The 23034-nt window shown below is 63.8% G+C and carries 16 protein-coding genes; 10 read left to right on the top strand and 6 right to left on the bottom strand.

Translation table 11 applies throughout. The annotated features are described in order from the left end of the window. Positions 1-189: 189 nt before the first annotated feature. Entirely contained in the window at positions 190-1986 is a 1797-nt protein-coding gene (locus tag ACFPPA_RS06090; RefSeq protein ID WP_377318270.1) for an AIPR family protein, read from the top strand. Between the two features lie 128 nt (positions 1987-2114). Here the strand turns inward: ACFPPA_RS06090 and ACFPPA_RS06085 are convergent, their stop codons facing one another. The 5 genes from ACFPPA_RS06085 to ACFPPA_RS06065 all read right to left on the bottom strand — a co-directional run bounded on the left by ACFPPA_RS06085 (position 2115) and on the right by ACFPPA_RS06065 (position 9622). Further along, complete coding sequence (locus tag ACFPPA_RS06085) at positions 2115-2840, bottom strand: hypothetical protein (RefSeq protein ID WP_377318268.1); 726 nt, start codon at positions 2838-2840, stop codon at positions 2115-2117. Beyond that, positions 2840-4387: a dGTP triphosphohydrolase gene (gene dgt / locus ACFPPA_RS06080; RefSeq protein ID WP_377318266.1), complete on the bottom strand. Its 1548-nt coding sequence runs from the start codon at positions 4385-4387 to the stop codon at positions 2840-2842. The genes ACFPPA_RS06085 and dgt overlap by 1 nt, the downstream gene beginning before the upstream one ends. A 14-nt stretch (positions 4388-4401) precedes the next feature. After that, positions 4402-7983 carry a methylmalonyl-CoA mutase family protein gene (locus ACFPPA_RS06075; protein WP_377318264.1) on the bottom strand — a complete coding sequence of 1194 codons (3582 nt, stop codon included), beginning with the start codon at positions 7981-7983 and terminating at the stop codon, positions 4402-4404. A 93-nt stretch (positions 7984-8076) separates the two neighbouring features. Continuing rightward, on the bottom strand, positions 8077-9009 hold the full coding sequence (locus ACFPPA_RS06070; RefSeq protein ID WP_377318262.1) for an alpha/beta fold hydrolase: 933 nt from the start codon (positions 9007-9009) through the stop codon (positions 8077-8079). A 10-nt stretch (positions 9010-9019) separates the two neighbouring features. After that, entirely contained in the window at positions 9020-9622 is a 603-nt protein-coding gene (locus ACFPPA_RS06065; RefSeq protein WP_377318260.1) for a TetR/AcrR family transcriptional regulator, read from the bottom strand. 108 nt (positions 9623-9730) lie between these two features. On the opposite strand from ACFPPA_RS06065, the gene ACFPPA_RS06060 reads away from it, so the two are divergent. The 6 genes from ACFPPA_RS06060 (at position 9731) to ACFPPA_RS06035 (ending at position 16299) form a co-directional block, all read left to right on the top strand. Beyond that, a complete protein-coding gene (locus ACFPPA_RS06060) occupies positions 9731-10528 on the top strand; it encodes a M48 family metallopeptidase (protein WP_377318258.1) in 798 nt (265 codons plus the stop codon). Between the two features lie 115 nt (positions 10529-10643). Beyond that, entirely contained in the window at positions 10644-10979 is a 336-nt protein-coding gene (locus tag ACFPPA_RS06055) for a hypothetical protein (protein WP_377318256.1), read from the top strand. An 86-nt stretch (positions 10980-11065) separates the two neighbouring features. Further along, positions 11066-11398, top strand: a complete 333-nt coding sequence (locus ACFPPA_RS06050; protein ID WP_377318254.1) for a hypothetical protein — start codon at positions 11066-11068, stop codon at positions 11396-11398. A 270-nt stretch (positions 11399-11668) separates the two neighbouring features. Beyond that, positions 11669-12772 carry a Glu/Leu/Phe/Val dehydrogenase dimerization domain-containing protein gene (locus ACFPPA_RS06045; protein WP_377318252.1) on the top strand — a complete coding sequence of 368 codons (1104 nt, stop codon included), beginning with the start codon at positions 11669-11671 and terminating at the stop codon, positions 12770-12772. A 96-nt stretch (positions 12773-12868) separates the two neighbouring features. Beyond that, entirely contained in the window at positions 12869-15040 is a 2172-nt protein-coding gene (yccS, locus tag ACFPPA_RS06040) for a YccS family putative transporter (RefSeq protein ID WP_377318250.1), read from the top strand. Between the two features lie 101 nt (positions 15041-15141). Beyond that, positions 15142-16299, top strand: a complete 1158-nt coding sequence (locus ACFPPA_RS06035; protein ID WP_377318248.1) for an isovaleryl-CoA dehydrogenase — start codon at positions 15142-15144, stop codon at positions 16297-16299. 161 nt (positions 16300-16460) lie between these two features. On the opposite strand, the gene ACFPPA_RS06030 is transcribed toward ACFPPA_RS06035, so the two are convergent. Beyond that, positions 16461-19280 (bottom strand): S8 family serine peptidase, encoded by a 2820-nt coding sequence (locus ACFPPA_RS06030; RefSeq protein WP_377318246.1) that lies wholly within the window; start codon positions 19278-19280, stop codon positions 16461-16463. A gap of 226 nt (positions 19281-19506) precedes the next feature. Here ACFPPA_RS06030 and ACFPPA_RS06025 point away from each other — a divergent pair, with 226 nt between their 5' ends. From ACFPPA_RS06025 to ACFPPA_RS06015, 3 genes are all read left to right on the top strand, one after another. Then, positions 19507-20691 carry a thiolase family protein gene (locus ACFPPA_RS06025; protein WP_377318244.1) on the top strand — a complete coding sequence of 395 codons (1185 nt, stop codon included), beginning with the start codon at positions 19507-19509 and terminating at the stop codon, positions 20689-20691. A gap of 163 nt (positions 20692-20854) precedes the next feature. After that, positions 20855-21268, top strand: a complete 414-nt coding sequence (locus ACFPPA_RS06020; protein WP_377318242.1) for a hypothetical protein — start codon at positions 20855-20857, stop codon at positions 21266-21268. A gap of 156 nt (positions 21269-21424) precedes the next feature. Continuing rightward, on the top strand, positions 21425-23032 hold the full coding sequence (locus tag ACFPPA_RS06015; RefSeq protein ID WP_377318240.1) for a carboxyl transferase domain-containing protein: 1608 nt from the start codon (positions 21425-21427) through the stop codon (positions 23030-23032). Positions 23033-23034 lie beyond the last annotated feature (2 nt).

The following is a 23034-nucleotide window of genomic DNA, read 5'->3' as shown; positions in this document are numbered from 1 at the left end:
ATGGTGACCCCGTTTTTTCTCAGTCCAGGTTTCCAATCCAAGACCCAACGCCTTGCCGGCGCCAGGCCAGCGCATCGCCCGCCTCACGGCAATTCAAACGACCGTAAGTGAACCTGACCCCGCTTTTGGAAAAAATGAGCCCACCCCTCCGTTCTCGACCACTTTTCTACTTAAAGGAAAATCATAAGGATGAAATACGAAACGTTAGTCCACATTCTTGATGCTATTTGCCAGGAGGCTCCTGAAGGATCGAAGCGTTACAAACCTGATGAAAATGACGTTGAAAAAATGAACCAGGCGAGGGCTCGAGCATTCATCCACCTTTATCTCAAAGTGAAGTTCGGCCTATCAGATTTCTCCGATCGCGAGCGCACCATTACCGATGCGTCAGAAGACGGCGGAATAGATGCCTACCATATCGACTCAGAAACTAAAGTTGTTTATCTTATTCAGTCAAAATTTCGGACAAACGAAAAGAATTTTGAGGACAAGGAAATTTCCTTAAATGAATTGCTTGCAATGGAAATTGACCGAATTATGAGAGGGGAAGAGACAGGCGAAAACGGAGTTCCTTACAACGGAAAAATAAAGCAACTTCAAAGGGATATTTCATCAATAGATGACATCGCAAGATACAATTATAAGATAGTTATCCTCGCAAATCTCGAAAGCGTACCTCCAAATAAAATAAGGCAACTTTGCGGAGGCTATTCTGCTGAGGTATTTAATTACCAGAAGGCGTATCAAGCTCTCGTTTTACCGGTATTAACCGGAACATATTTTACCGCAAACGATATCATGATACCCGTAGATCTATCAAGCAAGAATGCCGGAAGCAAAATAAGCTACAACGTAAAAACAAAGAACTGTGATTGCGAAATAACCGTGCTATTTGTGCCGGTCATCGAAATTGCGAAGATTATGGATAAATACCGTAACGCGATTCTAAAATATAATCCAAGGAGCTATCTAGATCTTGAAGGCAAATCGGTAAATTCATCGATAAAGAGCACTCTTCTAGAGAGGGATACAAATGAATTTGCGTTGTTCAATAACGGAATCACAATGTTGTCTGACGAGACTTATATAAATGAGAGGATTGGGCAAAAAAATAAAGCGCAACTCCAGGTTAAGAATCCACAAATCATAAATGGCGGACAAACGTCATTCACTCTTAGCAGAATCTATCACGCAGACAAAGTTGCGGCTGAAAAAGACCTTGCAAATAAGGAAGTTCTTCTCAAGGTTATAACTCTCCTTGGTAACGATTCACAGGAGAACAAACTACAGTTGATTGATGAGATATCAAACGCCACAAACAAGCAAACGCCAGTAATCAATGCAGATAGATTCTCAAATGAATCATTTCACATCACCATTCAACAGATGGTTTTTGAGAATTTCGGCCTACTCTATGAGAGGAAAAGAGGGGAATTTTCCGATGGCATCAGGGATGGCTATCTATCGGAATCCGAAGTCGTAGAGAGAAACCATTTCTGGAGACTGTACTACACGGCCAACGGAAGAATAGCGAGAGGGTTTCAAAAGAGGCTTTTTCAGCAGAACGAGTTTTCAGGCATCGACCCTAACGACAAAAATTCATTCAAGAACCTCTATATGGCAATTCAGGTTTTTGGTGCGATAAAAGGCAGGTATCGGCGGGATCAAAAGATTCCTCGCGAGGAATATGCGAAGGTGTACCTGTATGTACGGATCCACGGGGAAGAATCAGCGCTTGATGCTGAGAGCATCGAGGCGAATATGCGCGTCGTAAACACAGCGTTTAAGCTGTTTTTCTCATGGATCGAGAGTCAAGAAGGGAATATTGCCGGAAGAAGAACTTCCGTCAACAGAAAAACTGGCGAAAAGCGTGTGACGTTTAGCCAAGAGAGATATTTCAAGGGTCCGACTTTCGAGAAGGATTTTACTGAGTGGCTGACCGCAAACCGCGCGCTTCTGGATAGTAGCGCCCGAGAAGTGGCTTAGCTCACTTCTTAATGTCTCTGACCCCTTTTACTCAAAGGCGTCCGTCAAACCCGGGCAATCCCACAGCCAATTCCGATGTGCTTTAAGTGGCTCTGACCCACTTAACTGCCTTTTGTTGATCGAATCTATTAACCCAAGCGTTCTAACTTATGAGATGCCGACATGCTAGCTCGATCGCAAATACGGGCCGCCAACTGAGCAACTAACAACTCGTTAAGCATTCGATGCTCGCCCCACCGTGCTTCTGCTGCGATTAATCCATTGTTACCGAAACTCTCCAGGCATCCACGCAAATAAGCAGCAACCGAAAGCGACAGCGCAAGATCCAATTTCAGCGCCAACCTAGCAATTCTCGCTCCTACGACGGGCTCTAGCTCTGCAGGCTTAGTCACAAAATCCAAGACGCGATCATCAAGACTCTTACTAAATGCAGGAGTGACGGTCACACCACCTGTTTTAAGTGACACTGCGACCCCGTCCGTGGAAAAGCAAACAGAGTGCAACAGATTCCTGACACCTATAAAATTCGATGCGTTTGCGCGAAATGCAAAGCTTTTATCGAGCTCCCAAGCATCAACCTCAAATGATCCTACGAACAATCGAAGCCCTCCGAAATTCGTTCGACGAGTGATACTTGAAAAGCGACTAATTTCATCCAAATCAATTGGACCCGAAACAAAAATGTCAAGATCGTGGACTTTGTTTCCAAATCCAAACGCAACATCTCTGGGAGCCCCTCCAAAAAGAAATGCCTCGCCACTATAATTCAACGCGTTAAAGAATCCCCAAAGCTCGTCGCGCTTCTTTAGCGCTCGAACATATCTTCTCAAACGTTCAGTCGTTTGCGTGGTCATTAGGACCCTAAGCAGCCCAGTGACAAAAGGTCTTCATAGCATCGAAGCGCATAGGAATCTGTCATCCCACAGACCTGATCACAAACAAGTTGCACCTGGCGGTACCAGAGCGGGAGCCCGAGATCTTCCGATTGCCGATAAACACGCACATAGTTTGGCGACATGATCGATAGAACATACTCATCGATCTTTGTCTGGGTTCCATGCTGATGCTTGACCACAGAGTCCCACATCGCCGTCATTAAGCGTGGAATCACTCTATGCCCTTGAAGCTCTGCTTTCAGAACGGATGGATGCGAATAGACTCGCAATACCGCAAAGCTCTTTAGGGCCTCCACTAAACCCGTCGACTTGAAGTCTTCCGCAATCCCTTTCTTCAATACCCGAAAGCCATTGTCATTTTCAAGCTCAACAAAACGCTCTATCGCATCTGACACCATCAACCCAATTGCGTAACTTCTAAGGATATCTATCTGGGAGTCGCGAATTTCCTTGCTTGCAAGAGGAAGCTCCCTATTCTTTCCTTTACCATCAGGCATACGAAGCCCGTTGAGCCAATCTCTATCATCTTTATATTGATTCAAAAGATCTTTTGCGCGACGATCTTTATTAAAGGAATCACTATTTTGAAGAAAAGCAGCTAATTCCGCAGCGCTGACTATTTCTTTCTTTACTGCGTCCTCGATATCTAGCACTGAATAAGCAATATCGTCGCACACCTCCATCAAATAGCTCAGAGGGTGACGTTCACCTGCCGAAAGGCCGGTGATTGAGTTGCACCAATCAAAAATATCCACTTCTGACTTGAAAACGCCAAATTTCTTTACTTTACCATCGCCCTTTACAGCATCAGACTGCCATGGGTACTTCATAAACGCTCGCAAGGTTGAAGCTGTAAGGCGCATGCCGGCCTTATGATCCTGATGCTGCAATCTTGTTAGGATTCTAAAACCTTGGGCATTACCTTCAAATAGAAGAAAATCTTTGAGTAGATCTCTATTGAATTCGCGCTTCGCCTCTGCTTTTATCCTTCCTTCATTTTCCTCGACCCACGTCCTGATCGCAACTTCGCCTTGATGCCCAAATGGCGGATTTCCAAGATCATGGACCAAAGCAGTAGTTGCTAGCAATGCGGGGACATTGCGTTGCGCGTCTTTAACGTTTGAAATTCCGCTCACTAGCGCAGCTACCGCCGTGCCCATTGACCGAGCAAGGTTTGATACTTCCAGTGAATGCGTCAGACGCGTACGAACGCCATCGTGCATATCGAGAGGGAATACTTGGGTTTTATCTTTTAGTCGACGCACCGGAGTACAAAAAACTGCGCGGTCAAAGTCCCGCTCGTGGGACGTTCGATGGTCGGTAATGCTGCCGTAAATTGACTTTTTCCTCTGCAGCCCCTTAATCCGCTCAGACGACAAGAGCTTTTCCCAATCCAAGGAAACACTTACCTTTCTCTTGGCAGGTGCAGTGGGTCTTACGGCTTCCTTTTCGCGCGCCGTGGTATTGCTAAGGTTCGAAGCCTTGCGCTCTTCCTTGCTATTCATCGATGCCCCTCGAGTTACATGTTGCGCCGATACTCCCCCCCCACCTCATAAAGCGCATGCGAAATCTGCCCCAACGAGTTGTACTTCACCGCCTCGATCAACTGCTCGAACACATTCCGCCGCTCCCGCGCCGTCCTTTGTAGCACTTTAAGGCTATCCGCAGCCAACGCATTCCGCGCCTCCCCAAACCGCTTAACATTAGCAATCTGCGCCCCCTTCTCCTCAGGGGTAGACCGAATCAACTCAATCTCGGTAGCAATCTCCCCCGCATGATCCTTCGGCAAAAAGGTATTCACCCCAATCAACGGCAACGAGCCATCGTGCTTCTTGTGCTCGTAATACATCGACTCGTCCTGGATCTTGCCGCGCTGGTACATGGTGTCCATCGCGCCAAGCACCCCACCCCTTTCGCTGATCGCCTCGAACTCCTTGTACACCGCTTCCTCGACCAGGTCGGTCAGCGTGTCGACGACGTAGCTGCCCTGCCACGGGTTCTCGTTGAAGTTGAGGCCCAGCTCCTTGTTGATGATCATCTGGATCGCCACCGCGCGGCGCACGCTTTCCTCGGTCGGCGTGGTGATCGCCTCGTCGTAGGCGTTGGTGTGCAGGCTGTTGCAGTTGTCGAACAGCGCGTACATCGCCTGCAGGGTGGTGCGGATGTCGTTGAACTGGATCTCCTGCGCGTGCAACGAGCGGCCGGAGGTCTGGATGTGGTACTTCATCATCTGGCTGCGGGCGCTGGCGCCGTAGCGTTCGCGCATGGCGCGGGCCCAGATGCGGCGGGCGACGCGGCCGATGACGGTGTACTCCGGGTCCATGCCGTTGGAGAAGAAGAAGCTTAAGTTTGGCGCGAAGTCGTCCACGCTCATGCCGCGGGCGAGGTAGTACTCGACGATGGTGAAGCCGTTGCTGAGGGTGAAGGCGAGCTGGCTGATCGGGTTGGCCCCGGCTTCGGCGATGTGATACCCGCTGATGGACACCGAGTAGAAGTTGCGCACCTTGTGGTCGACGAAGTACTGCTGGATGTCGCCCATCATGCGCAGCGCGAATTCGGTGGAGAAGATGCAGGTGTTCTGCGCCTGGTCCTCCTTGAAGATGTCGGCCTGCACGGTGCCGCGCACTTTCGTGAGCGTGTCGGTCTTGATCCGCGCGTAGGTCTCGGCATCGACCAGCTCGTCGCCGGACACGCCGAGCAGGCCCAGGCCCAGGCCGTCGTTGCCGGCCGGGAGTTCACCGAGGTATTGCGGACGCGGGATGTCCTTGTACAGCGCGGCGATCTTCTGCTCGGCGGCAGCCCAGCGGGCGGCGTCCTCGCGCAGGTACTTCTCGACATTCTGGTCGATGGCGGTGTTCATGAACATCGCCAGGATCATCGGCGCGGGGCCGTTGATGGTCATCGACACCGAGGTGCTGGGCGCGGAGAGGTCGAAGCCGGAGTACAGCTTCTTCATGTCGTCCAGGGTGGCGATGTTGACGCCGGAGTTGCCGATCTTGCCGTAGATGTCCGGCCGCGGGGCCGGGTCTTCGCCGTACAGGGTGACCGAGTCGAACGCGGTGGACAGGCGCGTGGCGGCGCCGCCCTGGCTGAGGTAATGGAAGCGGCGGTTGGTGCGCTCGGGCGTGCCTTCGCCGGCGAACATGCGGGTGGGGTCCTCGCCGCTGCGGCGGTACGGATACACGCCGCCGGTGTACGGGTAGTGGCCCGGCAGGTTCTCGCGGCCGAGGAAGCTGACCAGCTCGCCCCAGTCCTTCGACTTCGGCGGCGCCACCTTGGGGATTTTCTGGTGGCTCAGCGAGTCGCGGTAGTTCTCGACCCGGATCACCTTGTCGCGCACCTTGTACTCGTTGACCTCGGCGGTGACCGACTGGTACAGCGCAGGCCACTCGCGCAGCTGGTGGATCGCCTCGTGGCTGAGTTCCTTCAGTGCGGCGTTGTAGCGCTGGCGCAGGAGCAGGAGCGAACGGTCGACATGGTCTCCCTGCGGGTGCGGGGCTTGCGGGGAGCCTTCCGCTCCGACCGTACCCTCACCCTCGGTCCCTCTCACCCGCAAGGGGACTCCCTCACGGTCGCCAGAGGGAGAGGGAAGCAAGGCCTCGTGCAGGTCGGCGTGGCGGTACAGCTCCAGCGGCTTGGGCAGCTTGGTGTCGCCCAGTTCCTTCAGCGACTCGTAGTAATGCTGCGCCTTGCTGGCGAATTCGGCCTGGGTCTCGATGCTGCGGTTGATCGCGCGGCCCTGCTCGGCGATCTCGGCAAGGTAGCGCACGCGGCTGCCGGGGATCAGCACGGTGGCGCGCGGGGATTTCAGCGTGGTGTCGAGCTGCGGCGTCCACTGCTCGGCGGGCAGCGCCAGCTTGTCGCGCATCAGCCGGCACAGGTTGGCGAACATCCAGCTGACGCCGGGGTCGTTGAACTGGCTGGCGATGGTGGGGTACGCCGGCACGTCCTCGTCCTTGACGTTGAACGCCGTGCGGTTGCGCTTCCACTGCTTGCGCACGTCGCGCAGCGCGTCTTCGGCGCCGCGCTTGTCGAACTTGTTGAGGATCACCAGCTCGGCGAAGTCGATCATGTCGATCTTCTCCAGCTGGCTGGCGGCGCCGTAGTCGCTGGTCATCACGTAGACCGGGAAGTCGACCAGGTCGACGATCTCCGAGTCGCTCTGGCCGATGCCGGCGGTCTCGACGATCACCAGGTCATACGGCTGGCCCTTGAGGAAGTCGATGCAGTCGTGCAGCACGATGCTGGTGGCCGCGTGCTGGCGGCGGGTGGCCATCGAGCGCATGTAGACGCGGTGGCTGCGCAGCGAATTCATGCGGATGCGGTCGCCCAGCAGGGCGCCGCCGGAACGCCGCCGGGTCGGATCGACCGCCAGCACGGCGATGCGCATCTTGGGGAACGCGTGCAGGAAGCGCAGCAGCAGTTCGTCCACCACGGACGACTTGCCGGCGCCGCCGGTGCCGGTGAGGCCGAGCACCGGGGTGTGCTTGCCGGCGAGTTTCCATTCCTTGCGCAGGCGCGCCAGCTCGGCGTCGGCGAGGTGGCCTTCCTCGATCGCCGAGAGCATGTGGCCGATCGAGATCTCGTCGTCGATGTCGATCTTCGGCACGGCGGCGGCTTCCGCCTGGGCGCGCTGGGCCGCGCCGGCGCGGGCGCGCTGCATCACGTCCTCGATCATCTCGGTGAGGCCGAGCTTCATGCCGTCGTTGGGGTGGTAGATGCGCTCGACGCCGTAGGCCTCGAGTTCCCTGATCTCCTCCGGCGTGATGGTGCCGCCGCCGCCGCCGAACACGCGGATGTGGCCGGCGCCGCGCTCGCGCAGCATGTCGACCATGTACTTGAAGTACTCGACGTGGCCGCCCTGGTAGGACGACAGCGCGATGGCGTCGGCGTCCTCCTGCAGCGCGGCGCGCACCACGTCCTCGACCGAGCGGTTGTGGCCGAGGTGGATCACCTCCGCGCCCTGCGACTGGATGATCCGCCGCATGATGTTGATCGCCGCGTCGTGGCCGTCGAACAGGCTGGCCGCGGTGACGAAGCGCAGCGGGGTGGTTTCGGCGGGCGCGGTGGCGGCGGGGACGTGCTTGGCGGGGGAACTCATGGCAACTCCGGACATCGTGTGCTTGAACCCCCCGATTCTAGTGGGGTTCGCCCTCGAACGCTTGGAGCGGCCGCGTACCTCGGCGTACGGCGGCTACAGGCAGCGCGCCAGATTGGCGCTGCCGACCACGCGCGTGCCGACCGGCTCGCCGCGCAGGAAGGCCAGCGCGGCCTCGATCGTTTCGGGGGCATCGAGCACCTGGCGATGGCCCAGCCCCTGCGTGGTGTACAGCCGCGCGCCGGGCCAGTACTGCGCATAGCGCTCGCCCTCGCCCCACGGCACGTCGCGGTCGTCGAGGTCGTGCACGATCAGGCCGGGCGCGCCCAGCGCGGGCAGATGCCGCTGCACCTGCAGTTGCTCGATCGGCACGCCGGTGCGGCGCAGCAGCCAGGCGTAGAACGGCTGGCGCAGATGCTCGGCCAGGCGCACGAAGCGGAAGAAGCGGCCCGCCGCGGCGGCCATGTCGACCGCGGGCGCGATCAGGATCAACCGGCGCGCGCGCCAGCTTTCGCCCTGCGCCAGGGTCAGCGCCGCGCCGCCCAGCGAGTGGCCGATCGCCAGCGCGGCCTCGCCGTAGTGTTCGCCGACCGCGCGGATCGTGGCGGTGAATTCCGGCAGGGTGCACAGCTTGCCGCTGCTGTGGCCGTGGCCGGGCTGGTCGAACGTGACCACGGCGTAGCCCAGCGCGCGCAGCTTCGCCACCCACGGCAGGAAGCGCAGGCCGAAGCTGGACCAGCCATGCGCCAGCAGCGCATACGGCTGGCGCGACGGATCGCCCCACACGTAGATGGCGATGGCTTCGCCGTGGACCCGCAGCTCGCCGCGCCGCATGTCGGCATCGCCCTGCACCGCCTGCGCACGGCTGCGGCTGCTGGCGAACGGCGTGGCGAACAGCCGCGCGGCCCGGTTGACGGTGCGCCGGGGCGCCAGCCGGCTGCCCAGCGCGAAGCTGGCGCGCAGCACGCCGAGCCGGAGGCGGGTGGCCAGGTCGGTCTGGGCGGATGCGGTGGAGGACTTGGAGGACATGCGGATTACCTCAGGTTTGCCAGCTGCGCCACAGGCGCTCGAAGGCCGCCAGGGTGCGGCGGCCGGCCTCGTCGAATCCGAACAGCCCGGCGTCGTGGTGCAGGCCTAGCATCAGCGCGTAGATCTCGAACCCGAGCTGGGCGACATCGGTACCGGCGCCCAGATGGCCTTCCTCCACGGCCTGGCCGATCGCCTTCTGCAACTGGTCGCGCCAGCCGGCCTGCTGCGCCACCACGCCGTCGTGCAACGCGCCGTCGCGCCCGTCGTATTCGCTGGCGGCGGACAGCAGCACGCAGCCGCTCTGGTGCTCGCGGTTCCATTCGAACCAGTGCGCCACGATCGCGCGCAGGCGCGGCAGGCCGCGCGGCTGCTTCAGCGCCGGCAGCAGCACACGCTCGATGAAGCGCCGGCTGCCGGTGTCGAGCACGGCCAGTTGCAGGTCCTCGCGCGAGCCGAAATGCGCGAACACGCCGCTCTTGGACATGCCCACGGCGGTCGCCAGGTGGCCGATCGACAGGCCTTCCAGCCCCTCGCTGCGGGCCAGCTCGTAGGCATGGTCGAGGATGGTTTCGCGGGTGGACGCGCGTTTGCCGGGAGGGGTTGCGATGGTCATGCGACGAAAAATAGCACGATCGTTCGTACATTTCATCCACGCCCGCTTGATCGCCGGCGTGATTTCCTGCGGGTATGCTCGACTCATGACCAATCAGGGAATTCACGTATGAAACCGAGGTATCTGCTCATCACGCTGGCCGCCCTGCTGCTGGGCGCATGCGTCACCTCGCCCACCGGCCGTTCGCAATTGATGGTGGTGTCGGACAGCCAGATGAGCCAGATGGGGCTGAGCGCGTTCAACGACATGCGCAAGCAGGGCAAGTTCGTCGACGCGCCGCGCGAGCGCGCCTACGCCACCTGCGTGTCCCACGCGCTGATCGCGGTGCTGCCGCCACCGTGGAATGCGCAGCAGTGGGAGGTGCAGATCGTCGGCGACGACAGCGCCAACGCGTTCGCCCTGCCCGGCGGCCGGATCGGGGTGAACCGGGGCATGTTCAAGCTCGCCAGCAACCAGGACCAGCTGGCGGTGGTGCTCGGCCATGAGCTGTCGCACGTGGTGGCGCGGCACGGCGCCGAGCGCGTGTCCGACACCATGGCGACCCAGGCGGCGGTGGCGGCCGGCACCCTTTACGCCGGCTCGCGCGGCACCGACACCGGTTATGCGGCCGCCGCGCTGGGCCTCGGCGCCGAGGTCGGCATCCTGCTGCCGTTCTCGCGCACCCAGGAAAGCGAGGCCGACATCCTGGGCCAGCGCTACATGGCGCAGGCGGGCTTCGATCCCCGTGCGGCGGTGACGCTGTGGCAGAAGATGGGTGCGCAGGGCCGCAGCAAGCCACCGGCGTTCCTGTCCACCCACCCCTCGTCGGGCAACCGCGCACTGACGCTGGAGCGGCAGGCGCAACAGCTGCTGCCGGTGTACCAGCAGGCGCGCGCCAGCGGCCACGCGCCGAACTGCCGGATGTAGCGGGCACCGATACCGAGCGGCCGCTGAACCGGGGCGGCCCGCGCGGTCAACTGTCCGGCACGTGCGCCGTTCTCCCTCCTGCCTGCCGCATCCCGCGGCGCTGACGGAGAACGCCATGAACCGATCACCCCTCAAGCTGGCCCTGCTGGCCGGACTGGGCCTGACCTTCGCCGCGACGATCTATGCACCCCCCGCCACCGCCCGCACCCACGTGTCGGTCGGCATCGGCATCAACGTGGCGCCACCGCCGCCCCGCCTCGAACGGCGGCCGCCGCCGCGGCGCGGCTATGTGTGGGCGCCGGGCTACTGGCGCTGGGACGGCCGCGGGCATCGGCATGTCTGGGTTGGCGGTTACTGGGTGCGCGCCCGTCCGGGCCTGCGCTATCACCGGGCGTACTGGGTGCAGGACGGGCCGCGCTGGCGTTTCCGCGAAGGCTACTGGGGCCGTTGAACCCGGGACGTGATCACACCGACGGCGCTGGCCCGGGCCGGCGCCGTGCGGGATGATGGCGGCCAACCTTCGGATATCCCGCCCGCATGATTCTTCGTCGACTCGCCGCCGTTGCCCTGCTCTCCACCGCGCTGCTGGCCGCGGCCGGTGTGCACGGCCGCATGCTGCAGGACCGCGGGGCCGGGGACGGCGTCACCGTGATCGCGCCGCGGCCGCCCCCGCCACCGATGCTGGAACGGGTGCCGCCGCGCCCGGGCTATCTGTGGGCCCACGGCTACTGGCGCTGGAACGGCCACGACTATGTCGCGGTGCCCGGCCACTGGGAGCGCGTCCGCGCGGGCTACCGCTACCTGAACCCGCACTGGGAACATCGCCCCGACGGCTGGCACTGGCGCGTCGGGGTGTGGGTGTCCGGCTGAATCCAGCCGGATCGACCGCAAGCCCCGCGCCGCGGGGCTTGCCGGCTTCGCCGGGGCCACATACGCGGGCGACTTGACGCACCGCATCACCGCGCCGGGGGACGACGTACTAAACTGCGCGCCTTGATTCCTCGCCCCGGCCCCGTCCGGGGCGAAGAGTATCCGGCCTGTTCATCCACTCATTCATCCACTCAGGCGGGTTCAGCAAGCCCCGCCGATCCCCTGCAGATGCCCTCCCCGGCACCGCCAATCAACGGAGTCACCGTTCCAATGATTTTTGAAACCATCGCCAAGACCGGTCACGAAGAAGTCGTGTTCTGCCACAACAAGGACGCCGGCCTGAAGGCCATCATCGCGATTCACAACACGGTGCTGGGCCCCGCGCTCGGCGGTCTGCGCATGTGGCCGTACAAGACCGAGCAGGAAGCGGTGAACGACGTGCTGCGGCTGTCGCGCGGCATGACGTTCAAGAACGCGGTGGCCGGGCTGAACCTGGGCGGCGGCAAGGCGGTGATCATCGGCGACCCGAGCAAGGACAAGTCCGAGGCGCTGTTCCGCGCGTTCGGCCGTTTCGTCAACTCGCTCAACGGCCGCTACATCACGGCCGAGGACGTCGGCATCGACGTCAACGACATGGAATACGTGTTCCGTGAAACCGAGTACGTGACCGGCGTGCACCAGGTGCATGGCGGCTCGGGCGACCCGTCGCCGTTCACCGCCTACGGCACCCTGCAGGGCCTGATGGCCGCGCTGCAGTTCAAGCACGGCAACGAGGACGTGGGCAAGTACAGCTACGCGGTGCAGGGCTGCGGCCATGTCGGCGGCGAGTTCATCAAGCTGCTGCGCGAGCAGGGCGCCAAGGTGTTCGTCACCGACATCAACAAGGACGCGGTGCAGCGCTGCGTCGACGAGCTGGGTTGCGAGGCGGTGGGCCTGGACGAGATCTACGACGTCGACGCCGACGTGTATTCGCCGTGCGCGCTGGGCGGCACCGTCAACGAGCAGACGATCGACCGCATCAAGGCGAAGATCATCTGCGGCGCGGCGAACAACCAGCTGGCCACCGACGAGATCGGCGACGAGCTGCAGAAGCGCGGCGTGCTGTACGCGCCGGACTATGCGGTGAACGCCGGCGGCGTGATGAACGTGTCGCTGGAAATCGACGGCTACAACCGCGAGCGCGCGATGCGCATGATGCGCACGATCTATTACAACCTGGGCCGGATCTTCGAGATCAGCAAGACCGAAGGCATCCCGACCTACCTGGCCGCCGACCGTCTGGCCGAGGAGCGCATCAGCGCGATCGGCAAGATCAAGCTGCCGCACATGGGCAACGGCGGCACCCGCTTCCAGGGCCGCATGCGCGGTCAGTAAGCGACACGCGCCACGACGACACGGAACGCCGGCCACCAGGCCGGCGTTTTCGTATGGACGTCCATCGCCTCGCGGCGACCGCCCTCACGTATGCTGATGACCGTGAAACCCCTCTCCGCCCCCGCCTGTTTCTGGCGCCGCCTGCGCGGCTCCGACCGCTTTGCCGAATGCGTGCGGGTGCTGCTCGCACTGGGCGGCATCGTCGCCTGGAGCCTGTTCACCGGCCGCTTCGCCGAGGCGATCCCCGCTTTGCTCGGCGCGATCGCCTGCGCCCTGGCGGAAACCGAGGACCACTGGCGCAACCGCCTGGGCACCTTGCTGGTCACCCTGGCCTGTTTCGCGCTCGCCGCGTTCGCGGTCGAGTGGCTGATGCCGTGGCCGCCGCTGTTTGCGCTGGCCCTGCCGCTGGCCACGTTCGCACTGGTGATGCTGGGCGCGGCGAGCGGACGCTACGCCACGATCGCCGGCGCCACGCTGATCCTGTCGGTGTACACCATGATCGGCTCGGACCTGCCCGGCCGGGCGGCGCCGGAGCTGCTGCGGCAACCGCTGCACCTGCTGCTGGGCGCGGCCTGGTATGGCGTGCTGTCGCTGGCCTGGAGCGCGCTGGCGCCGCAGCTGGCGATCCGCCTGGCGCTCGCGCGGCTGTTCGATGCGCTGGCCGACTACCTGGAGGCGAAGGCTGCGCTGTTCGCGCCGCTGCCCGGGCTCGACCGCGATGCGCTGCAGCTCGCACTGGCCCGCCAGAACGAACGGGTGGTGCAGGCGCTGAACGATACCCGGCTGGTGCTGATCGACCGGATCGGCCCGCGCCGTCCCCGCGGCGCCACCGCGGAGAAGCTGCAGCTGTATTTCGTGGCGCAGGACATCCACGAGCGGGTGAGCTCGTCGCACTACCCGTACGACGCGCTGGCCGAGGCGTTTTTCCACAGCGACGTGCTGTTCCGCTGCGAGCACCTGCTGCGGCTGCAGGCACGCGACTGCCGCCGCCGCGCCGAGGCCCTGCGCCTGCACGTGGCGGCACCCGCCGGCGTCGCGGCGGACGCGGCGCTGGACGACGTGCGCAGCGCGATCGCGGCGCTGCACGGCCGGTGCGCGCCGCCCGCGCAGGCGCTGCTGCATTCGCTGGATGCGCTGTTGCGCAACATGGCGGCGATCCAGGCCCAGCTGGCCGGCGGCGCGGCGGCATCGACGCCCGCCGCGGGGGCCGACAGCGCACTGCAGGATCCCGGCCCGCGCTCGCTCGGCGAGGCATGGGCGCGCATCCGCATCCAGTTCACCCCGCAATCGCTGCGCTTCCGGCATGCGCTGCGGCTGGCTCTCGCGCTGCTGCTGGGCTATGCCGTATTGCGCGCGGTGCATCCGCAGAACGGCTACTGGATCCTGCTGACCACCCTGCTGATCTGCCAGCCCAGTTACGGCGCCACGCGTCGACGGCTGCTGCAACGCGTGGCCGGCACCGTGGCCGGCCTGGTCGCGGGCTGGGCGGCGCTGCACCTGCTGCCGTTCGGTCCGGCCCAGCTGCTGCTGGTGCTTTCCGGGGTGGTCTTCTTCGCCGCCCGCCAGCGCCGCTATATCACCGCCACCGCCGCGATCACGCTGTTCGTGGTGCTGTGCTTCAACCAGCTCGGCAGCGGCTACGAGGTGATGTGGCCGCGCCTGCTGGACACCCTGATCGGCGCCGCCATCGCGGCGCTGGCGACCTGGTTCATCCTGCCCGACTGGCACCGGCGCCAGCTGAGCCTGGTGCTGGCCGATACCGTGCGCAGCGACGCGCGCTACCTGGCCCGGATCATCGCCCAGTACGCCAGCGGCCGGCTCGACGACCTCGCCTACCGGATCGCCCGCCGCGATGCGCACAACGCCCATGCGGCGCTCGGCGGCGTGCTGGCGAACCTGCTGCGCGAACCCGATCGCCACCGCCAGGGCGGCGAGCAGTTGCTGCGTTTCCTGACTTCGGCGCATACCCTGCTCGGCCACCTCTCCACCTTGGGCGCGCACCGCCAGCGACTGGCCGAACCCGACGTGCTGGAAGCGGTGGAACAGGCCGGTGCGCGGGCGGTCGCCGCGCTCGATGAACTGGCCGACGCGCTGGCCACCGGCGCTGCCGTCGCGGCAGTCGGCGATGAGGTCGGGCCGGCCGCCGCGCCCGGGCTCGCGGCGGCCGGCCCGGAGATCGCCCGGCTGGTGCTGACCCAGCTCGGCCTGGTGGTGGCGCAGCGCGATCGGCTCGCCGCGCTGGGCACGGAGATCGCCGCCGGCACCTGACCGCCGTACGCCTGCGACAACCCGCCCGCGTGGCCGCCGACGGCGGGCTCATGGGTGACGCGCTATCATTCACCGGCTTGACCCACCCGGAGTTCCATCGCATGCGCCCGTTTCCGCTCGGAGAAGACATCGACCTGCTGCGCGAGAGCGTGCACGGCTTCGCGGAGAAGGAGATCGCCCCGCGCGCCGACCTGATCGACCGCGAGAACCTGTTCCCGGCCGACCTGTGGCGCAAGTTCGGCGAGATGGGCCTGCTCGGGGTGACCATCCCGACCGAGTACGGCGGCAGCGGCATGGGCTTCCTGGCGCACATGGTGGCGATGGAGGAGATCTCGCGCGCATCCGGTTCGGTCGGGCTGTCCTACGGCGCGCATTCGAACCTCGCCGTGCAGAACATCTTCCACAACGGCAACGAGGCGCAGCGGCGCAAGTACATCCCGAAGATGTGCAGTGGCGAATACGTCGGCGCGCTGGCGATGAGCGAGCCCGGTGCCGGCTCCGACGTGGTCGGCTCGATGACCTGCAAGGCCGAGAAGAAGGGCGACGTGTGGGTCGCCAACGGCTCGAAGATGTGGATCACCAACGGTCCGGATGCGGACGTGCTGCTGGTCTACATGCGCACCGCGCCGCGCCCGGCCGGCAGCCGCTGCATGACGGCGTTCATCGTCGAGAAGGGCATGAAGGGTTTCTCCACCGCGCAGAAGCTGGACAAGCTCGGCATGCGCGGCTCGAACACCTGCGAGCTGGTGTTCGAGGATTGCGAGATCCCGGCCGAGAACATCGTGGGCGAGGTCAACGAAGGCGTGCGGGTGCTGATGAGCGGCCTGGACACCGAACGGCTGGTGCTGACCGGCGGCCCGCTGGGCCTGATGCAGGCCGCGCTGGACCTGACCCTGCCGTACGTGCGCGAGCGCAAGCAGTTCAACGCGCCGATCGGCACCTTCGGCGTGATGCAGGCGAAGATCGCCGACATGTACACCGCGTTGCAGTCCTCACGCGGCTTCGCGTACATGGTGGCGCAGCAGTTCGACCACGGCGTGAAGTCGCGCATCGACCCGGCCGCCTGCCTGCTGAATGCCTCACAGAACGCGGTGCAGGTATCGCTGGAGGCGATCCAGGCGCTGGGCGGCAACGGCTACATCAACGAGTTCCCCGCCGGCCGGCTGCTGCGTGACGCCAAGCTGTACGAGATCGGCGCGGGCACCAACGAAATCAGGCGCATGCTGATCGGGCGCGAGCTTTTCCACGGCAAGGCATGACAAGGCACGCCGATCAAACGCGATCGGCACCGGCACTCCATATCGACTTCAGCCGCATGCGGATCGGCCGCGAGCTGTTCCACGGCAAGGCGTGACCCTCGTCGCCGCAACAAGAAGGCCCGCGTGACGCGGGCCTTCTTGTTGGCGTGGAGTGACTCCGCTCAGAAGCTCCAGCGGAAATTCAGCGTACCCATCTGCGCCTGCTGGCGATCGCCGAAGTAGCGGTCGTAACCCAGCTGCAGGCTGGCGCGCGGTGTCATCTGCCAGTCCAGCGTGGTGCCGGCCACGCCGCCATAACGCGACAGGCCGACGCCGCCAAGCGGCGCGTACTGGTTGATCCCGCTGAAGCTGGCGTCGAATACCTCGCCGCGCACGCCGAACGATTGCTGCCACACCATCCGCGTCTGCAGGCTCAGCGTGCCGGCACCGGCCAGCGTCCATTCGTGCGTGGCGCGCAGGCCCAGCCCCGCCTGCCAGCGCGCGGCCATCTGCGCACCCGACTTCAGGCCGAAGCCATAGGCGCCCAGTTCGTCGAAGCCGCTGCGCTGCACCTGGGCGTATTGCAGGTTCAGATAAGGGGTGATCTGCGTGCGACCCAGGCCGAGGCGGTAACCGCTTTCACCGTAAGCCACCTCGTAACGACCCGTGGCATCGCTGGACACGCCGGCAAACCGATTGCCGAGTTCCAGCTGGCGCCGCATGTTTTCCCGATAACTGCCGACACCGAGGCGACCCATGGTGTACCAGGAACCCCGGATCACGCCGCCGTACAGCATGCCTTCCAGCGCGTGGGCACGCCCCTGGTCCGCGCCGTTGGTCAGCCGGTCCAGTCCCTCGCTCTGGCTCAGCGCATAACCGGCGATGCCGTTGCCGGCGATCCGGTAGTCCTGCCCGACCAGCCAGCCGCTGAGGTCGACGCCGACGTTGCCGTAGCCGCTGCGCGACATGTCGCCGTGATAGCCGAGGCTCTGCGTCCAGCCCCCGGCCAGCGGTTTGTCGAGCAGGCTGTCGAAACGATCGGACAACGCCCGCGTGCCCGCGTCGATCGCCTCGAACGTCATCGCCGCACTGGCCGCATGCAACTGGCCGGACAGGCTTTCCAGCGACTGCTGCAGGGCCGTGGTCGATGGCGTCTGCTGCAGGCTCGCCGCGCCGCCGATGAAACCGTTGCCGACGGACGCGGCGGCAGCGGACCCGCTGCCCGCCAACTGGGTATTGATCTGCGCGAATGCACCATCGACCCGCTGCGCGGCACCATAGGAGGCGGCCGTGTAGGAAGCCCCCTGCACCGCGGTAGCCTGTACCTGGGTGACATTCAGCCACGCATCGTTGGCGTCATAGGCGAGCGAGGCGGTGAGCAGGGTGACGTTGGATGCCTTGTTCAAGGCGCTGAAGGTGCCGCTCAGACCACCGGCGGCACTGAGCACATCGGTGTGCGAGTTGGCGACATAACCAGTGTTGATGCCGGTGACGTAGAGATCGCCGCCATTGAGGCTGGCGGTGCCGGTCACGCGCAAGGCCGATCCCAGCGACAAGGCCAGGCGGCCGTTGCCTTGCTGAATGTAGTTGCCGGTCACGTGGACATCGTTGCCGCCGACGGCAAGTACCCCGGCGTTGCTGACGTTGCCACCGATCGTCGGCGTGCCGCTCAACGTACCCTGCGCGCCGATGCTGACACCGGATGCGAGCGACTTGGCTGTGAGCGTGCCTCCCTGCACCTGGGTGAGACCGGCATAGCTGGCATCCTGCGTCAGGGTGAGCGTGCCACTGCCCTGCTTGATCAGTCCCCCGGCGCCGGAGATCGGGTTGTTCCAGCTGGAATTGCCGGCAAAGCTGACGGTCACATCGCCCCAGTCGAATTTCGCCGGCCCGTTCACCGCCTTGCCGACATCCAGCTCGCCGTAGCCGAACACCGCATCGGGGCCGGGCGCGCCCAGATCGTCGGCGGTGCCCAGCAGGGTCTGCCGCACCAGGTCGTTGCTGAAATACGGAAAGGCCTGCCACACCAGCGCGGCCGCACCGGAGACCTCCGGCGCGGCGAACGAGGTGCCCTTGACGATGTAGTAGCTGGCGCTGCTGGCGGTGTCGTCCTTGCCGCTGACGATCACGTCGCCCGGTGCGGCCAGGCAGTAGTTCATCGCGATGCCGCAGGCATTGGAGTAACTCGCCAGCTGGGTCGGATGATTGCTGTCGACCGCCACCGCGACCAGCCAGCCCGGCTCCAGCTGAGGCGCCACGCTGGGCAACGCGGCGATGTCGCTGGGATTGCTTTTCGAGTCGTTGCCGGCGGCGAATACCACCAGCCCGCCATGCTGCACGACGAACGGCTGGTAGGCGTTGCCGAACGCCTGATTGATCGAGGCATTGGTGGTATCCCAGTAGATGCCACCCCAGGAATTGTTCATCACCTGCACGCCGGCCTTGATCAGTGCCGGGTTGAGGGTCTGACCGAAGAAATCGGCGTCCGCGGCAGTCACCGGGTTGCCGCTGCCGGAACCATCGTCCTTCGGCTCGACATCGCTGATGATCCGCGCCGAGACCAGGTCCGCGCCTGGCGCGATGCCTCCGGGAAACTGCTTGAACGCGGTACCCGCCGCGATTTCCGAGACCCAGGTGCCATGCCCGACCACATCGTCGATCGCAGTGTTGTTGGTACCCGAATCGACGAAGATCAACTCCTGCGTGACCCGTCCGCTGAGGGCCGGGTGGTTGCGCATGATGCCGCTGTCGACCACCCCGATGGTCACCCCGGCCCCGGTAAAGCCCTGGTCATGTGCCGCGTAGGCGTGGGTGAGCGCCAGCTGCGCATCCACCGGTGGCTGATCGGTTGGCGTGGTGGGTGGTGGCGGGGGCGGCGCTGCCGGCGCGACCGGCGTGGGTTTGACATTGCCTCCCCCGCCGCCGCAAGCGGTCAGCCCCAGCGCCATGGCCGTCAAAAGAACCGCCTTGCGGCGGCGCAACCCCGATTCGAACATCTGCATGCCACACCCCTGCAACTGCTGCCGTCACCCGGTGTCGCTGGCCATGAAGCCCACGTTCACCCGCCCCTGTTTTCCGATATTGGCACAACGGAAACTCAATGAAACGTGTCGCAACGCGCTTGCTGAACCCGATCGGCCCGGATTTGCCGCGGTTTGCGGCGGGCTGCGATAATCGGCGAATTGTCCCTCCGGCGTTCGCGCCTTTCAGTCTTCAGTGGAGTTCCCCATGTCGGATGTCAGCGTCGTCATCGTCGGTTCCAAGCGCACGGCCATCGGCTCGTTCCTCGGCCAGTTCACCGGCGTACCCACCCCCAAGCTCGGTGCCACCGCCATTCGCGCCGCCCTGGAGCAATCCGCGGTGGCGCCGGCCGACGTCAGTGAAGTGATCATGGGCTGCGTGCTGCCGGCCAACCTCGGCCAGGCGCCGGCGCGCCAGGCCGCGCTGGGTGCCGACCTGCCGACCAGCGTCGGCTGCACCACGATCAACAAGGTGTGCGGTTCGGGCATGAAGGCGATCATGCTGGGCCATGACCTGATCAAGGCCGGCTCGGCGACCGTGGTGGTGGCCGGCGGCATGGAGTCGATGACCAATGCGCCGCACATGGTCAACGCACGCACAGGCATCCGCTACGGCGATGGCCAGCTGGTCGACCACATGGCCTGGGACGGCCTGACCAACCCGTACGACGGCAAGTCGATGGGCGTGTTCGGCGAGATGTGCGCCGACAAGTACCACTTCAGCCGCGAAGAGCAGGACGCCTTCGCGATCGAGTCGGTCAACCGCTCCAAGGCGGCACAGCAGAACGGCGCCTTCGCCGACGAGATCGTTGCGGTCACCGTGAGCGGCCGCAAGGGCGACGTGCAGGTCGACACCGACGAACAGCCCGGTCGCTCCGATGTCGCCAAGGTTCCGACCCTGCGCCCGGCCTTCCGCAAGGAAAACGGCACGATCACCGCCGCCACCTCATCCAGCATTTCCGACGGTGCCGCCGCCGTGGTGCTGCTGTCGGCCGACGATGCGAACAAGCGCGGACTGAAACCGCTGGCCCGGATCGTGGCGCATGCCACCCATTCGCAGGAACCGGAGTGGTTCACCACGGCGCCGGTCGGCGCAATCCAGAAGGTGCTGGACAAGGCCGGCTGGAAGGTCGGCGAGGTCGACCTGTTCGAGATCAACGAGGCGTTCGCGGTCGTCGCGATGACCCCGATGAAGGAGCTGGGCATTCCGCACGAAAAGCTCAACGTCAATGGCGGCGCCTGCGCACTGGGGCATCCGATCGGCGCCAGCGGTGCCCGCCTGGTGGTGACCCTGCTCAACGCATTGAAAACACGGGGGCTCAAGCGCGGCGTGGCGGCGTTGTGCATCGGTGGCGGCGAGGCCACGGCGATCGCGGTGGAACGCCTCGACTGATTTCCGGCAGGCCTTTGATGTCCATCCCGTGACCTTCACATGACGGCTGCTTAAATCCGTTTTCAATACGCACTGAAGAACCGCTATAAAGAAGTGGCGCAATTTCCGCGAACGCGTTATTAATACACGGCCAAACGGCATTCCACGGCACAGGAGATCCACCATGAAGTTTACGCGTACCCTACTCGCCGCCGCGCTCGTCGCGCTGTTGGCGGCATGCAGCAATGGCGCGCAGGATTCCGCGCAGGACGCCCAGAAGTCGGCCGACCAGGCTCAGCAGTCCGCTGACCAGGCCCAGCAGGCTGCTGCGCAGGCTCCGACGACGGCAACGGAACAGGCTGCTGATCAGGCCAAGATGGCTGCCGATTCGGCTGGCCAGGCTTCCGACCAGGCGCAGCAGGCTGCGGCTTCGGCATCCGCGATGGCTCCGGCCAGCTCGGCCTCGGCCAAGGACGCGATGTCCATGGCCAAGGACGCTGCGTCCAATGCAGCTGGTGCAGCTGACAATGCTGCCGATGCCGCCAAGGAAGCTGCCAAGAACGCCAAGGAAGCTGCCGAGAAAGCAAAGGGTCACTGATCCTTTACTGGTTTTCAGAAAAACGGCCGCCTTGTGCGGCCGTTTTTTTTCGTGCCCGTCCGTCATTATGTCCGGGGGATTTTGGCCGCCGCCCGGCGCCGGCTATCATCCATGGTTTCGCCGTGACGGCAGCCCCGCATCCGTGAGTCCGCAACCATGAGCGTCATTGCTTCGCAGATCGATCCGCGTTCACCCGATTTCCAGTCCGGCAGTGCGCAATTGCGCGCGGTGGTCGACGACCTGCGACGCGAACTGGCGCGCAGCGCCGAAGGCGGCGGTACCAAGGCGCGCGAGAAGCACGTGGCCCGCGGCAAATTGCTGCCGCGCGAGCGCATCCGCGCCCTGCTCGATCCGGGCTCGCCGTTCCTGGAGCTGTCGCCGCTGGCCGCGCATGGCATGTACGACGACGCCGCGCCTGCTGCCGGCCTGATCACCGGTATCGGCCGGGTCAACGGCATCGAGGTGGTGGTGGTCGCCAACGACGCCACGGTCAAGGGCGGCACCTATTTCCCGATCACCGTGAAGAAGCACCTGCGCGCGCAGGAAGTGGCGCTGGAGAACAATCTCCCCTGCGTCTACCTGGTCGATTCCGGCGGCGCGTTCCTGCCGCTGCAGGACGAGGTGTTCCCCGACCGCGAGCACTTCGGCCGGATCTTCTACAACCAGGCCCGGATGTCCTCGCTCAACATCCCGCAGATCGCGGTAGTGATGGGTAGCTGCACCGCCGGCGGCGCCTACGTGCCGGCGATGAGCGACGAGACCATCATCGTGCGCGAGCAGGGCACGATCTTCCTCGGCGGCCCGCCGCTGGTGAAGGCCGCCACCGGCGAGGTGGTGGACGCCGAAACGTTGGGCGGCGCCGACGTGCACACCTCGATTTCCGGCGTGGCCGACCACTACGCGGAGAACGACACGCACGCGCTGTCGATCGCGCGCGACATCGTCGGCCACCTCAACCGCAAGAAGGACATGCCGCTGGCGCTGCGCGCGCCGGTCGAGCCGAAGTACCCGGCCGAGGAGCTTTACGGCGTGATCCCGCAGGACACCCGCCGCCCGTTCGACATCCGCGAGGTGATCGCGCGCATCGTCGACGGCTCGGAATTCCACGAGTTCAAGGCGCGCTACGGCAAGACGCTGGTGTGCGGCTTCGCGCACATCCACGGCTACCCGGTGGGCATCGTCGCCAACAACGGCATCCTGTTCGCCGAGAGCGCGCTCAAGGGCGCGCACTTCATCGAGCTGTGCAACCAGCGCAACGTGCCGCTGGTGTTCCTGCAGAACATCACCGGCTTCATGGTCGGCAAGAAGTACGAGCAGGCCGGCATTGCCAAGGACGGGGCGAAGATGGTTACCGCGGTGGCCTGCTCGCACGTGCCCAAGTTCACCGTGGTGATCGGCGGCAGCTTCGGCGCGGGCAACTACGCCATGTGCGGCCGCGCCTACGGCGCCCGCTTCCTGTGGATGTGGCCGAACGCACGCATCAGCGTGATGGGTGGCGAGCAGGCCGCCAGCGTGCTCGCGACGGTCAAGCGCGATGGCCTGGAGGCTGCCGGCAAGAGCTGGAGCGCGGACGAGGAGGAAGCCTTCAAGGCGCCGATCCGCGACCAGTACGAGCGCCAGGGTCACCCCTATTACGCCAGCGCGCGGCTGTGGGACGACGGCATCATCGACCCGGTCGACACCCGCCGGGTGCTCGGCCTGGCGATCTCCGCCTCGATGAATGCACCGATCGAACCGCAGCGCTACGGTGTGTTCCGCATGTAACT

Source organism: Rhodanobacter ginsengisoli (assembly GCF_042657065.1).
GTDB lineage: Bacteria > Pseudomonadota > Gammaproteobacteria > Xanthomonadales > Rhodanobacteraceae > Rhodanobacter > Rhodanobacter ginsengisoli.
The sequence above is the reverse complement of the archived record's forward strand: the minus strand, read 5'-3'. Positions and strand labels throughout refer to the sequence as shown.